Origin of the sequence: Shumkonia mesophila (genome assembly GCF_026163695.1) — a bacterium.
In the GTDB taxonomy this organism is placed as follows: Bacteria; Pseudomonadota; Alphaproteobacteria; order Rhodospirillales; family Shumkoniaceae; genus Shumkonia; species Shumkonia mesophila.
On sequence record NZ_JAOTID010000014.1, the window covers coordinates 60,694 to 75,175 of the forward strand.

General features: G+C 64.9%; 11 protein-coding genes. 2 read left to right on the plus strand and 9 right to left on the minus strand.

The window, feature by feature from the left end:
- Nucleotides 1-12: 12 nt before the first annotated feature.
- The 7 genes from ODR01_RS19785 to ODR01_RS19815 form a co-directional block, all read right to left on the minus strand.
- The gene (locus tag ODR01_RS19785; protein ID WP_316979429.1) at nt 13-1,401 is read right to left on the minus strand and encodes an amidase; all 1,389 of its coding nucleotides are present in this window, start codon (nt 1,399-1,401) and stop codon (nt 13-15) included.
- On the minus strand, nt 1,394-2,278 hold the full coding sequence (locus tag ODR01_RS19790) for a DUF1028 domain-containing protein (protein ID WP_316979430.1): 885 nt from the start codon (nt 2,276-2,278) through the stop codon (nt 1,394-1,396). The genes ODR01_RS19785 and ODR01_RS19790 overlap by 8 nt, the downstream gene beginning before the upstream one ends.
- Before the next feature lie 11 nt (nt 2,279-2,289).
- Nucleotides 2,290-3,009 (minus strand): ABC transporter ATP-binding protein, encoded by a 720-nt coding sequence (locus ODR01_RS19795; RefSeq protein WP_316979431.1) that lies wholly within the window; start codon nt 3,007-3,009, stop codon nt 2,290-2,292.
- The gene (locus ODR01_RS19800) at nt 3,006-4,826 is read right to left on the minus strand and encodes a branched-chain amino acid ABC transporter ATP-binding protein/permease (protein ID WP_316979432.1); all 1,821 of its coding nucleotides are present in this window, start codon (nt 4,824-4,826) and stop codon (nt 3,006-3,008) included. The genes ODR01_RS19795 and ODR01_RS19800 overlap by 4 nt, the downstream gene beginning before the upstream one ends.
- A gap of 8 nt (nt 4,827-4,834) precedes the next feature.
- Nucleotides 4,835-5,671, minus strand: coding sequence for a branched-chain amino acid ABC transporter permease (locus ODR01_RS19805; RefSeq protein ID WP_316979433.1), 837 nt, complete (start codon nt 5,669-5,671; stop codon nt 4,835-4,837).
- 85 nt (nt 5,672-5,756) lie between these two features.
- Nucleotides 5,757-6,965: a substrate-binding protein gene (locus tag ODR01_RS19810; protein WP_316979434.1), complete on the minus strand. Its 1,209-nt coding sequence runs from the start codon at nt 6,963-6,965 to the stop codon at nt 5,757-5,759.
- A gap of 125 nt (nt 6,966-7,090) precedes the next feature.
- Nucleotides 7,091-8,140, minus strand: coding sequence for a substrate-binding domain-containing protein (locus ODR01_RS19815; RefSeq protein WP_316979435.1), 1,050 nt, complete (start codon nt 8,138-8,140; stop codon nt 7,091-7,093).
- Between the two features lie 247 nt (nt 8,141-8,387).
- Here ODR01_RS19815 and ODR01_RS19820 point away from each other — a divergent pair, with 247 nt between their 5' ends.
- Together ODR01_RS19820 and ODR01_RS19825 are read left to right on the plus strand one after the other, a co-directional pair.
- A complete protein-coding gene (locus ODR01_RS19820) occupies nt 8,388-8,888 on the plus strand; it encodes a MarR family winged helix-turn-helix transcriptional regulator (RefSeq protein WP_316979436.1) in 501 nt (166 codons plus the stop codon).
- A 128-nt stretch (nt 8,889-9,016) separates the two neighbouring features.
- Nucleotides 9,017-9,436: a M20/M25/M40 family metallo-hydrolase gene (locus ODR01_RS19825; RefSeq protein WP_316979437.1), complete on the plus strand. Its 420-nt coding sequence runs from the start codon at nt 9,017-9,019 to the stop codon at nt 9,434-9,436.
- A 468-nt stretch (nt 9,437-9,904) separates the two neighbouring features.
- Here the strand turns inward: ODR01_RS19825 and ODR01_RS19830 are convergent, their stop codons facing one another.
- Together ODR01_RS19830 and ODR01_RS19835 are read right to left on the minus strand one after the other, a co-directional pair.
- Nucleotides 9,905-12,520, minus strand: a complete 2,616-nt coding sequence (locus ODR01_RS19830) for a tectonin domain-containing protein (RefSeq protein WP_316979438.1) — start codon at nt 12,518-12,520, stop codon at nt 9,905-9,907.
- A 54-nt stretch (nt 12,521-12,574) separates the two neighbouring features.
- Entirely contained in the window at nt 12,575-14,443 is a 1,869-nt protein-coding gene (locus tag ODR01_RS19835; RefSeq protein WP_316979439.1) for a hypothetical protein, read from the minus strand.
- Between the last annotated feature and the right edge of the window lie 39 nt (nt 14,444-14,482).

The following is a 14,482-nucleotide window of genomic DNA, read 5'->3' on the forward strand; positions in this document are numbered from 1 at the left end:
CTCCAAAGGCGGTCATAGCGGCGGCCGGCGGCCGGCCCATGGGTGGGCGGATTCATAGGCGGCGGCGGCGCCAAGAACGCAGGCTTCCTCGAATGGCCGCCCGGCGATCTGCAGGCCGATGGGCAGGTCGTTGCGGTCGAACCCGCAGGGCAGCGAGATGGCCGGCATGCCGGTCAGGTTGAAGGGATAGGTCAGCCGCCAGGAGGCGGCGAGCACGCTTTCGTCCTCGCCGCCGATCCTGGCCGTCCACTCACCGATCGGCCAGGCGACCAGCGGCTCGGTGGGGGTGACGATGAGGTCGACCTGCTCCATCGCGGCGCGGAAGCCCTCGATCAGCGCGGTACGGTACTGTTCGGCCTTGAGGTAATCGGGCGCGGCGACCCATCGTCCCATCTCCACCAGATCGCGCACGTCGGGGGTGAAGGACGCCACCTTGCCGGCCCGCAGCGACACGTCGTGATAGGCGGTCGAGGACGCCAACTCGATCGCAAAAATCGCGCCCAGGCCGTAGTCCAGCAGCGGCAGATCGAACTCCCGCACACGGGCGCCGCGCGCCTGATAGAACTGGATCGCCGCCTCAACAGCCTCGAGGACGTCCGGTTCGACATGATCGAAGAAGTGGCGGCGGCAGACCCCGATGGTCAGTTCGGCCAGCGGCTTTGCCGTGCCGCCGTCCGGCGCGTCGGCGGCGAGCAGGGTCGCCGGATCGCGCTCATCCGGTCCGGCCATGACGTCGAACATCAGCGCCGCGTCCTCGACCGTGCGGGTCAACGGCCCAGGGTGGTCGAGCGACCAACTGTGCGGCACGATGCCGTGCCGGCTGATGGCGCCGAAGGTCGCCTTCAGGCCGACGACGCCGCACAGGCTGGCCGGAATGCGCACCGAGCCACCGGTGTCGGACCCCAGCGCCGCCGCGCACAGGCCGGCCGCCAACGCCGAGGCCGAACCGCCGGAAGAGCCGCCCGGCACCCGGGCGGTATCCCAGGGATTGGCGACCGGAGGCGTCACCGTGCCCCACGCGAACTCGTGGGTCACCGTCTTGCCCAGGATCACCGCGCCGGCCGCGCGCAGCCGCCCGACCGGTGTGGAATCCACCATCGGGAAGGAAATGCCGGGCGCGGTGGTGCCGGCGGTGGTCGGCAGATCGCGGGTGAAATAGTTGTCTTTGACCGCAACGGGGACTCCGTCCAGGGGGCCAAGCGGCGTTCCCGATCGATGTCGCATCCGGCTGGCCTCGGCCGCGGCAACGGCCCCTTCCGTGATGGCCTTGAAGCATTTCAGCGTCGGGTTCAGGTGCTGGATGCGCTCCAGGAATGCCTCGGTGACCGCGACCGGATCGAGTTCGCCGGCCCGAAAGGCCGCGCCGAGGGTGGCGACCGACAGATAAAAGGGCTCACTCATCGGTATTCCTCCGGCGGGGCAGGCCGATCCGCGGATCGAAGACCACGGCGGGATGGAAGTCGGTGACGTCGAGCGAGCGCAGCTTCTCGATCTCCCTGCGGATGGGCTCGTAGACAGCTTCCAGTTCCGCCCGCCGGTTGCCGCTCGACGGTCCGCCCCGCTGGGCGGGTGTGGCCAGGATCTGCGCCTTGTCGGCGTCGCTCAGGGGCACGGTGCGGCCATGGCGCTTGGGCATGCTGGCGAGGAAGGGTTGAAGCTGGCGCCGGGCGACGGTGAACACGCGCCTGAGTTCGGCCACCGGCGCCGCATGTTCGTCGACGCGCAGGTCGAGATCCGGATAGGCCTCGAGGCCGTGGATCAGCAACGCGGCGGATTGCTTGCCCCGCTTGTCGCCGCCGGCTGCCTGGCCGGCTTCCAGCGCGCCGACCAGCCGTTCGGCCAGGTCTTCTCCGTCGCTCGCCAGGAAGGCGGCTTCCATGGCGGCCAGGGTTTCGGCTCCTGCCAGCATGTTGCCCTGGATCGCGTACCCTTCGCCCTTGAGATGACCATGGGCCGGCGTGCACCCTTCGCCGGTCCAACTGGCGGCGGTTCCGTCAATACCGACAACGCCGACTTGGCGAAGGGAACGGTCGGGGTCGTCGGCCAGCGTGGCCTCAAGCGCCGTTCCGACCGCCTCGCCCCGCGCCAGGCGGTCGAGGATGTCGATGGCCAGGTAGGGGTTGACCCACGACTGGGTGGTGACCGCGCCCACGCCGGGGCGAATGAACGGGCACATCGATCCGACCGCCGGAATGGCTGTGCTGATGGCGATGCCGAGTTGGTCGCTTTGCGGACAGCGGGCGACGATCGAAAAGGTGCCGACAAGGGGCTTGGTCACGGTTCTTCCCCTCAAATGCTGAGATGACGGTTGATGCGCTCGGCGGCGTCGGCGGTGTTGGCTGGCCCGCGGTCGACGAACTCACCCTGATTGAGGACCGCGTATTCGTCGGCGATGGCGAGCGCGAAGGTCACGTGCTGCTCGATCAGCAGGATCGCCGTACCCTCGGTCCGCCGCTGTTCGGCCAGCACATGGGCCAGCCGCTCGATGACCGAGGGTTGCAGTCCCTCGGTGATCTCGTCGATCAGCATGATCCGGGGGGAAGCCATCAGGCCACGGGCGACGATCAGCATCTTCTGCTCGCCGCCGCTCAGCGTTCCGGCCCGTTGGCGCAGGCGCTCGGGCAGGAACGGGAAATGGACCCCGACCTTTGCCAGCTTCGCCTCGAAGGCGTCGTCGTCAAAGAGGCCCAGGCGCAGGTTCTCGCCGACCGTCAGGTCCTGGAACAGCGGCTGTTCCTGAGGGCAGAAGGCGATATTGCGGCGCGCGATCAGATAGGGAGGCTCGCCATCGATCCGCGAGCCGAACAGATGGACATCGCCCTGATGAAGGGGCAGGAAGCCCATGATCATCTTCAAAAGGGTGGTCTTGCCCATGCCGTTCTTGCCCAGCACGGCGACGACCCGCCCTTCCGGCACGATGAGGTCGACGTTCTTGACGACGATCGCCGCGCCATAGCCGCCGCTGACGCCGCGGACGGAGAGCGCCGGGGTCTTGGCCGCGTCCGTCATTTCCGCTCTCCGAATTTGCCCGACCCGGCGTAGACCTGCTGCACCAGCTCCGAGCCGACGACCTCGGCCACCGAGCCGTCCAGCACGATGCGGCCATGATGGAGCACGACCACGCGGGTGCTGATCTGGCGCACGAAGTCGAGATCGTGTTCGACCAGCAGGATGCAGAAGGCATCGTGTCTGGCGAGGTCGACCAGGATGTCGCCGATCAGGTGGCGCTCGGCCTTGGTAAGGCCGGCGGTCGGCTCGTCGAGCATCAGGATGCTGGGTTCCAGCGCCAGGACCATCGACAGTTCCAGGGCCTGCTTCATGCCGTGCGACAGGTGCCGGGCCTCGGTGCCCATGATCCTGTCCAGGCCCGTGGTCCGGATGACCCGCACGGCGGGCTCGGGCAGGTTCAGGGTGCGGCTGCGGCGGATGGCGCTCAAGGGTTCGTGGCGGTTGCGGGCCAGGCGCAGGCACTCGGCGACGGTCAGGGAATCGAATACGTTGGCCGCCTGGAACTTTCGGCCGACCCCGAAGGCGACGCAGTCGTGCGGCGGCTGGCGGTCGAGAGTGTTGCCGTTGATGACGACGGAACCGCTGGTGCGCTCGAAACCGTCGCTCAGGCAGCGGATCAGGGTGGTCTTGCCGGCGCCGTTGGGGCCGACCAGGCTGACCAGTTCGCCGGGCCGGGTGAGCAGATTGATGTCTTCCAGCACGGTCAAGCTGCCGAAGCGCTTCTCAAGGTGGGCGATGTCCAGCGCGGGGGCGTCGGTATAGGCCTGCGCACCCTCGACGCCGTGCGTCAGCGGCGTGACGTCGGCTACCGTTACCGTTTCCGGCCACCGCACCCCAACCTTGCGCAGCCCGCCGCGGATGAAACTGCCCACCATCGGCACCAGGCCATTGGGCAGGAACAGGATGACGCCGACGAACACGCAGCCGATGGCGAGCTTCCAGACGAACGGCATGCTGCCGCTGAGATAGGCGCTGACGACATCGAGCAGGATGGTGCCGACCACCGGCCCAATCAGCGTGCCGCGCCCGCCCAGGGCGACCCAGATGACCAGCTCGGTGCCGAACACGAAGCCGGTCATTTCGGGGGCCACCACCATGGTGAAGTTGGCGTAGCCGAAGCCGGCCAGGGCGGCTACCGCTGCGGTCGCCATCATCAGGCAGGTCTTCACCCGCGAAGACGAAATGCCGAGATACTGGCAGCGCTGTTCGTTGTCGCGGATGGCGACGAGAAGACGCCCCATGTCGCTGTTGACGAAGATCCACGTCGCGACCGTCAGCACCAGCAGGCCGCCGGCGGCGATACTGAACCAGGTTTCGATGCCAAGATCGATGACCTGAAAGCCGACCATGCCGCTGCTCGAGCCCGTAAAGGTGCCGCCCGACAGCACCAGCTGCGTCGCCACGATCGGCAGCACCAGCGTCACCACCGCGACGTAGAGCGGCGAGGCGCCGTAATAGAAGGCAAGCCAGCCGACCAAGCCCGCCACAGCTACCGCCACAGCCACGCCGCCAACCACTGCCAGCCAGACCATACCCGGATCGAAGCCGACATGGGTAAAGACCAGGGCGGCGGCATAGGCGCCGATGCCGAAGAAAGTCGACTGTCCGAAGGTCAGGATGCCGGTATAGCCCCACAGCAGATCGACGGTCAGCGCGACGCTGGCGTAGAAAAAGGAACGAATAAGGACGTTCACCAGGTAGGGGTCGAGCACGTAGGGCCCGATCAGCGACGCCACCGCCAGGACGGCGACGACGGCGCCCTTTCCCCAGGGCAGCCTGCGGATGATCGGCGCGGCGGAAGTCATTTCAATGGCCATGGTTCATCTCAGTCGAGGACGAAGCCCTTGGGGCGGATGCGCAGCAGCAGGGCGGCGGCGACGGCGATCGTGAGGCCGCCCAGGATCGGGCTGCCGTAGGTGCTGATCACCAGCTGCAGGCCGCCCAGGACCACCGATCCGATGAGCAGCGCCAGCAGCGATGAGCCGGCCACCAGCACCAGCATGAAGGCGTTGACCAGCCACGGCACCCCCATGTTGGGGTCGACGCTGGACAGCGGCGTGATGATGGCGCCGGCCAGCGAGGCCAGGCCGGCGCCGAGGCCGAAAGCGATCAGGCGCACGCTGGAGCTGTTGATGCCCAGGGCCTGGGCCAGGTTCTCGTTCATGATCACAGCCCGGGCGTTGAGGCCCAAGCGGGTGCGGTGCATCAAGAGGGCGAGAAGCCCGCCGATGACGATGGCGCCGCCGGTTGCGGCCAGGCGGTAGACCGAATAGGAGCCGTCCAACAGTTCCACGGCGCCGGTCATCGGACTTTGCACGAACTGGACACCGCGGCCGAAACCGATGGTGATGAGCTGGCTGATGATGATGCCGAGCCCCCAGGTCGCCAGGATGGCGTCGAGCGGACGGTCGTAGAGCGGCTTGACGATGAACCGTTCCACGGCGGCGCCGAGCACCAGGCCGACCAGCAGCGAGAATGGATAGGCGAGCAGGGGGGGCCAGCCCATCTGCGTGACCACCAGGGCCGAATAGCCGCCGATGGTGAGGAAGGCGCCGTGGGCGAAATTGATGATTTTGAGAACGCCGAACGAGATCAGCAGCCCGCAGGAGACGGCAAAGAGGATTGCCGCGGTCGTCACGATGTCGAGGATCAGCACCTGCATGATAAGCGTCCTGGTCGGCGGGGAGGAGGGGCGTGAAGCGCGGGAGGGCGCTTCACGCCGTTGCTTCAGGATCGGATGCCGTTGATCATTTCAGGTTCGGGCACTGGTCGCCCGGATCGACGTTGGCGAAGGACGCGATGACCTCGACGCTGCCGTCGGGCTTGACCTGTCCCAGGTACATCGTCAGCGGCGCGTGGCGCTGCTTCGACATCTGGATGACGCCGCGCGGCCCCTTGTAGGAGACGTCGTCGAGTACGTCGATCACCTTTTCAGCGTCGGTACCACCGGCCTTCTCGACCGCGGCCTTGTACAGATAGACCGCCTCGTATTGCGGCACCGACAGGTCGTTCGGGGTTTTCAGACCGGTGCCGAACTTCTTTCCCATAGCGGCCAAGAACGTCTTGTTCTCGGCCGAGTCGATGCTGGTAAGGTACGAGGCCGAGATGTAAATGCCGGCGGCGTCCGCGCCCATGCTCTTGGCGGTGCCTTCATCCACGGCCAGGTTGCCGTAAAGCTTGTCGATGCCGGCGGCCCGAAGCTGCTTGGTCAGCGTGACGTTCGGCGCGCCGCCTGCGGTCGACGTGATCAGCGCATCGGGATTGGCCGAGCGGATCTTGGAAATGATCGGCGTCCAATCGGTGGCGTCCATCGGCGCGTATTCCTCGCCGAGAATCTTGCCGCCGCGGGATTCGATGTACTTGCGGCTGAATTCCAGCATGCCGCGCCCGAAGGCGTAGTCGCTGCCGACCAGGAAGAAGGTCTTGGCCGATTTCTTGTCCATGAAGTGGTCGACGATCGGGGCAACCTGCTGATCGGGCACCCAGGCGTCGACATAGAGGTACTTGTTGCAGGACCGGCCCTCGTAGAACGAGGTGTAGATGAACGGCACCTTGCCGCGCGAGACGATCGGCAGGCCGGCATTGCGGGCGGCCGAGGTTTCCATCGAGATCAGGACATTGACCTTGTCGCGGAAGACCAGCTGGTCGAAAGCCTTCTGGGCGCCGGCGGCGCCGCTGCCATCGTCGGCGACGACCAGTTCGAGCTTCTTGCCGAGAACGCCGCCGGCGGCGTTGATTTCCTCGACCGCCAGCTCGGCCGACTGTACGACCGAAGGGGCGACGACGCTGTTGGCGCCGCTCAGGCCCACCGGAACGCCGATCTTAATGGTTTGTTGCGCCTGCGCCGGCAACGATGCGATGCCGGCCAGCACCATCGCCGCGCCCAAGAAGGCCCGGCGACTTGGGTTTGCGGCCAGGCGGCCGCGAAGAGAGGCTTCTGGGCGGGAACGCGACATGGGTAAACTCCTTTTCATTGATCACGACCAAGGGACCGTGCTATAATTTGCATATGCAAATATTGAATTGTCAAATAATTTTATCGAAGGGGACTTCCAGGACGCAGAATCGGCGGTGGCTGGCGTCAACCGATCGGGAAGGTTTCGATCACGTCGAAGCGGGTTTCATGCGCCTGGGCAAGGTATGTCGGTCGCCGCAGTTCCTGGTCGGAGAACCGCGCAGCGCCTCGCGGGCCGTGGACGGCAAAATGCTCGCCGGCGCGGTCCAGCCAGCGGGGATTGTCCGCTCTCGCTTCCAAAAGGGCCTTGGCAAACCACAAGCCTTCGAAGAGCGACTGGGTATAGCTGCTTTGAAGCGGGGCGAGGCGGCCGAAGCGGGCCCGATAACGGGCCAGGAAGGTCCGGTTCGACGGCATGTCCAGGCTTTCGAAATAGCCGCTGCAACTGTAGAGGTTGTCGGCATTGGAGGGACCGATGGCGAGCAGCAGGTTTTCCTCGATATCGGGGGAGAACCGCACGACGTCGCCGCTCAATCCCGCCTCCGCGAAGTCGCGGTGGAATTCGACCGCGCCATGGCCGATCAGCAGGCTGACGACGGCCTCGGCGCCGGATGTCGCGATGGCGCGGACGTCGTCTCGGAAATCCAGGTGGCGGAACGGAACGTAGCGCGAGCCCACCAGCTTGCCGCCGCCGGCGTGGATGGCCCCGACGATGGCCGAGGCGGCGCGTCGCGGCCAGACGTAGTCGTGGCCGATCAGGTACCAGCGACGCAGGTTCAGTCGATCCATCAGGCGGGCGATGGCCGGCCGCAACTGCCGCTCCGGTGTTTCGCCGATGGCATACACGCCGGCATGATGTTCACCCCCCTCATAGTGCGGCGTGTAGATGTAAGGGATGCGCCCATCGAGCCGCTCGACCAGCTGCTCGCGCAGATGGCTGGGGTGGGTGCCGATGATGGCCGCCGGTTCGGCATCGGCGCCCCGGATACCCTGGACGACGGCATCGATGCCGAGCCCGGCATCCACGCGTTGGACGCTGAGTGGCCGGCCGCAGACGCCGCCGCTCCGGTTGATCTCCTCGACGGCCAATCCCATCGCGGCCAGCGTCGAGGGCCCCATCATGCCCAGTAGGCCACTCGCCGGCGCGACGACGGCAAAAGTCAGTGACTTCTCCATGACGGCATTCTCCGAGCCGGCCGCGACTGCCGCGCCGGCTCCCTTGACGCCAAGGTTCACACGATGCAAACACTCACCATCATTGATGACGCTTTCTTTCCTCACGCAAGCCGCGTGCCATGGCTTTCTCCCGGAATTCCGCCACTTGATGCGGCAGAGCGCTTGAATGGGGCCGTCGCGGGTGCTTAGTATTTCTTCATCTGCCCACGCTTTGAGCGACGACGGCCAGCTGGATCGAGTTGAATAGATGACACGCAGCAGCGGCGGCCCTCGGGCAGCGGTTTCGACGGCAAGCAACAGGCCCAAGGGAAGCCGTCGGCCATCGCCGGCCGACCTCAGGCATCGCCTGCTGACCGCCCTGACGCGCGCTTATGGCGCCGCCATCCGTTCCTACAACAAGCTTGCCCGCGAACTCGACATTCCGTTCGAACAGTGGCTGGTGCTGGCCGAGATGCGCCGGCATGAAAGCGTCAGCATGGGCGAACTGGTGAAAATCCTCGGCTTCAATTTCTCGACGCTGACGCGCATCGTCGATCGCATGGTCAATTCCTCGCTGATCTATCGCCAGGTCGATCCGCAGGACCGGCGGAAGGTCGTCATGGTGTTGACCGACGAGGGCCGGGGGCGGCTTGAACAGATCGACCGGCACCTCGATGGCGCCTTGCTTCCGACGAGCGCTCTGGCGACCGAGGGACCCGCCGTGCTGGCCGACCTGGTCCGCTTGGCTGAACAATTTCCCGAGGAATGAACTGCCTTGGATAAAATGATGAGCCCTCGCATTCCCGATCCCGTCGACCTGACCCGCCGCCTTATCGCCTTCGATACCATCAACTCCCGGGGCAGGAACGGGCTTGCGCCCAATCCCTGGCCGATCTGATGACGGATGCCGGATTCGACTGCGCCTTGCATGCCTTGGACGACAGCCGCGCCAGCCTGATCGCGCGGTTGGGCGATCGAAAGGCGCAACGGGCGCCGTTGGCGTTCACCGGCCAAATCGATACGGTGCCGCTGGGCGCGGCGCCGTGGACGCAGGACCCGTTCGCCGGCGACATCATCGACGGCTGCCTGTACGGGCGCGGATCGAGCGACATGAAGAGCGGCTTGGCCGCCTTCGTCGTCGCGGCAATCACCGAGGCCGAGCGGATCGGCGATGGGGCCGGGGTTCTGATGGCGATTACCGCCGGCGAGGAAACCGGGTGCGACGGCGCCATGGCATTGGCCGAAGGCGGCCATCTTCCGTTTCGAAGATGCGTTTTACCTCCGGAAGGGGCATTCGCTTCCGAAGTTCCCGCCTGACGGCAGCGGTCCGCGCCTGGCCGGCGGGCGTGCCACGGTGCCGACTCTTGTGCCGGCACGTTCCGCGGTTGTCGCGCGTTCCGCGGCGGGCAAAAAGCCAATATTTCTGCAGCTTTCAGCTTGGTTTGCCACGAACAGCCATGTCCGGACGGAGAATTGCTAAACCGTCGTGCTCTTAACGGGGCACCGGGGGTTCGAATCCCCCCCCCTCTCCGCCACAATTTCCTATAACCCGTTATATTTGAAAGAGTTTTCAAAAAGTGCCTATTTTTGTATCGCCAGTTTTCCGCGACTTGCGGGGGCGATTCATCAGGCTTGGCCGCGAAAGCTGGCGAAGCATAAAATTCGAGCAATAGCCATTGGCGGTCGTCACGTTCGAAATTGCTCACGGAGTTGAGGTTTCGGTTCTGGATGGGAATTGCCGTTTTTCCGTGAGTTCAGAAGACGGCCCATCTTTCCCTGACCGTATTAGTCTTTCGCTCTTTTCACGTCGTTGTTCATGCTGGTGTAGGCAATCCAGGGACGACCGGACGAATCGACACCTACTTTGTCCGCTTCCTCATTGTTGACCGTGTCGAAGCTTTTGTTGGTGGCGTTCCACTTTCTCAGCTGCATTTTGCTGCCGTTCCAATGGGTGATATAAATGGTCCCGTCGGTGCCTGCGGCGATTGCACTCCCCTCGATACTCTGTCCCAGGGGGCGATTCTCGAACTTCGTTCCCGTGTATTGCTGGACGATATTGTTGTCGTCCAGTATCCACAAATCCCCGGCGCGTCCGACCGCGACCTTTTTCACATCGTCGTTGCTGAACTTGGTGAAGGCATTGGTTCCGGTCTTCAACAGGTAAAGCGTCGAGCCGACAACGATATGGACCTTCCCGTCTGCGCCGATCGACAAACTGTTCGCCGAACCGGAAACCACCGAATACGTCTTCGACAGCGTTCCCTTCGAATTCAACTTGTAAACAGTTCCGCTCTTGAACCCCCAAAAATTGTCGTTGCCATCAACGCCAATTTGTTCGACGTCCGTCGGAAACGAAATCAAGGTCTCCTCGAACGCCTTCGTTTTGTTGTTGAAATGCAAGAGGACCTTGGGCGGAAGCTGCTGCTGCTGCCCCCCCTTTTCGCCATAGACATAGATCTCGTCGTTCCGCCCGACGATCAGGCTACTGAAATTCGTAAGCCCGGTGCTGTAGGAGTCGAATTTCATGTTCTTGGAGAACGTGAAGCCGGTGGAGGAAGGCAGGTTGACCACCGCGCCGGTGCCGCCGCTGCCTGTTGTGTCACCTGCCGTGCCGGCGGCAACGGCACGATCCTGGGCCTCGTCACGCTCGAAGAAGGCGGAGGCCAGCACCAACTCGGCGCTGGTCACCAGCCACGGATAACCGTTGGGCCCCACCGCGACGCGCAACGGCGTATGGCCCGGAGTCTGGACCATTTCGAAGGTCTCGCCGTCCGCGCCGAGACGCATCAAGCGGCTCCGGTCTGACACCACGTAAACGCTGCCGTCCGGGCCGATGGCGATGCTCGTGGCCTTTTGCGGCAGCACCCTGCACGGAGACCCACCGCAACGCTGAACAAGGCTGTCGGAACGGATGGTCCAGGGCGTGCCGTCGGGCGCCACCGCCACCAGCAGACCTTGCCCCGGGATGCGCTCGAAACGGGTCATGGCGGCATCGAGCCGGTAAAGACCGCCCGTAGCATCCGTGATCATGACGGTGCCGTCTCCGCCGATGGCAATGTCCGAGCCGATAGCATTGGGGATCTGCTTCCACAGTTCGCCGGTGTGGCGGAACACGCGCCCCAATGTGGAAATCCCCCAAGGGTTGCCGCCTGGGTCCACGGCGATACGCGCCAGGGTTCCGGGAAAGCCTTCGAACCGCCGACGCGCGTTGGACCAGCGCAGTACGTTTCCGCCGGCGTCGAGACCGAAAACGCTGCCGTCCTTGCCGATGGCAAGATCGGAAGCGGTCTTGCGCGTGTTGACGAAGGTGATCGGCCCTTTCGCCGTTATGGCGGTGGGATCCGTCGACGCCGTCAATCCTGAATCGGGTTCCACCGTCGCGGGCTTCGCCGCCTTGGTCCCCGTTGCCGCCGGCGGAGCTGCCGCCGGAGATCTCGCGGTCGGGGCCGGCGCCATCAACGGCTGCGCCTGCGCCGGAGGCGCGGTGGGCGTCTCCGGCGTGGCGGGAGCGGCCTGCAAGGCGGATGCCACCGCAAGGGGCGCGCTGTCCACCGGGGCGCTGGCTTGCGGAGCCTGGGCCTGCGGCGCCACGGCCTGTGGAGCGAGCCCCTCTTTGGTCTTGATGCGTTCCTCGACGACCAGCAGCGTGGTCGCCATGATGACGCCGCCCTCCACCACCGCCCAGGGCCCGCCGTCGGGAGCCGCAGCCACGGCGGAAACCTTGTGGATCCCCGGCACCAGCGCCCAGCGGTTCTCGGCGGCATTCCATATACGGAGTTCGCCCTCCGCATCCGCGATCACCACCGTGTCGTCCCCGTTGGCGGCGATGTCCAGCGCAAGGCCCGGCAGGTCCGTCCAGGTCTTGCCGTCGAAGGCGCGGATCCGCCCGTTCCCGGTCACGACCCAGGGATGGCCGGCGCGGTCCAGCGCCAGGCGTCTGGCCGTCCCCTCCAGGGGCCGCCATTCGCTGCGCAGGGGATTCCACTTTTTGATCTCGCCGCTGACCTTGGCGATATAGACGTTGCCCAAGGCATCGGCGGCGACATCGGCGACGTCGGTATCCTTGTTCTCCCACCACAGGCCGTTATAGCGGAACACCACGCCGTCGGCGCCGACCGCCCAGGGTCGGTTCGCTTCCGCTGCGGTAATGCGGACGAATCTGCCCGACATGCGCCGCCAGCGCTGTTCCAGCGCATCCCAGCGCCACGGCGTTCCATCCGGCGCGACGGCGTAGGCCTGGCCCTCGCTGTTGATGGAGATGTCCACGGCCGTGCCGGGGAGACGGTGCCATTGCGGGGCTTCGGCCGGGCTGCCCTGCGCTCGGGCAAGCCCGCTTAACTGGCTCACACCGGTCACCAGGCAAAGCAGAAGCAGCAGATGTTTACCGTATGGCCAGATCACGACGCGGTTCCCCCTTCGCGGACGGTGGACGGTTTTATAGGGTGAGCCGGTTTTTCAGTTCACCAGCAACCGGTCGCGGACCATTGCGAACTGTTCCAGGACATTCGGATCATTCCGCCAGGACTGAACCTGGATATCTCCGGCGCGGAATTCCTCGAAGAACTCCCGTCCCTGCAGCTTGCCGATGATCTCGTTGAACGCCGGACGCGGCGTGAACCAATCCTTGTGGCGCTGCTCCAGGCGATCGACGTCGCGCTCCAGATCAGACATTTCATCGATCGTTTTCTTACGATCTTCCGCCGATTGGCGCGCGTAGATGGGGCGGCGCGGCGTCATCAGGATCAGGATGGAACGCTCGAATTCGCGCTCGACCCGTTGGGAAAACAGCAGGTTCACGATCGGAATATCCATCAACAGCGGCACGCCGTCGGCGATCTTATTGGTTTCGCGCTCGCTCAATCCGCCCAACACCAGGGTCTCGCCGAACTTCATGGTGACCGTGGAGTTGACGTTGGTCTTGGTGGTGTCGAGGCGGAACTCGAACACGACCGAATTGGACGGATCGGTCAGGAAGGTCCGTTCCGCCACCACGTGCAGGCGAATCATGTCGTCGGGCAGGATTTCCGGCGTCACCGCCAGCTTTACGCCGACCTCCTTCTGAACCGACACCGAATCCCCGTTGCCGCCTGAAACCGCAGCGGCAAGGATTTCCGTGCCGGAAAAGAATTCCGACGTCTGCCCCGCTTGCGCCACCAGGCTCGGCTTGGCCAGGATCTGATTATTGGCATCCGCCGAATTGGCAATGTTCAATGAATAGGTTACCGCCGGAATGGAGATCATCCGCGTGATCGTTTGGGTACTTTGCGCCAGGCCGGAATTCAGATAGTCCTTGGTCTTCGTGGTGGTCAGCCCCAATCCGGCGGTGCCGGTCAGCGGGTCGCCGAACTGCAACTGCAGTCCGTTCAGCAGGTTGATTCCACGGGAATTACGCACGTCTTCCTGGGTGCCGATCAGCACCACATCCACCACCACCATACTGGAATCGGCGAAATCGCTGCCCGGCTGGGGAATGCCGACTGCGCTGGGCGCGCCCGGCGCGTTGGGGCTGGCCTGGGCCCCGTAGGGATTGCTGTCGGAACCGTAAGGATTGGCCCCATATTGCGCGAGAAGAACCTTGGCGTCGCTGTCATAAAAGGATTGCCAGCTGTTCACCCTGCGCTCCAGCCGCTTGATAGTCCGCGTGTCCGCCACCGCCTGACGATAAGCCGCCACGAATTCCGCCGCGCCCGCGCGGTCGTCCATCGCCGCCAACGCCAGCGCCCGCGCCTTCAGCACATCGGGCCGCTCCGGGGTGTCGGGCGAGACCACCATCAGCCGCTTCAGCGCCGCCTCGGCGGTCTTGGGATCGCGCGCATAGTAGGAGGCCGCCGCCAGACTGTAGAGCACCGCCGGATCGTCGCCCCGGTGCAGCGCCACGGCGGCGAAATGGCCCTTGGCCAAGCCGTAGCGGCGCTGGTCCATGTACAGAAGTCCCAACTGGTAACGCGCCGCGAGGTTTCCAGGATCGAATTTCAGCGCCCGGGAATAACCCTGCTCGGCGAGATCGAACTTGCTGGCATCCCCCGCCTTACCCATCAGGTGATAGGCCAGGCCGTTGAGAAACTGCAGGTCGGAATTGGTGACGTCCAGCTTCAGCGCCAGGTTGGTCAACCGGGAGGCCTCCTCCAGCTTGCCGTCCTCCAGCGCCCGGGTGCCCGCGCGCACCAGCTCTTTGACGGCGTTCGTTTGCACGGTCAGGCTGATCGCCGTCGGGTCGGCCTCGGCTGCCGCGGTAACCGGCCCGCCGTCGACACCCGCCGTCTGACACGCGGCAACCAGGAAGGTGGACAGCATCAATGCCGACCGAAATGACGCTTTGCGCATTAATTTTCCCCCCATTTCACTGTTCGTCTGCCAATCTCA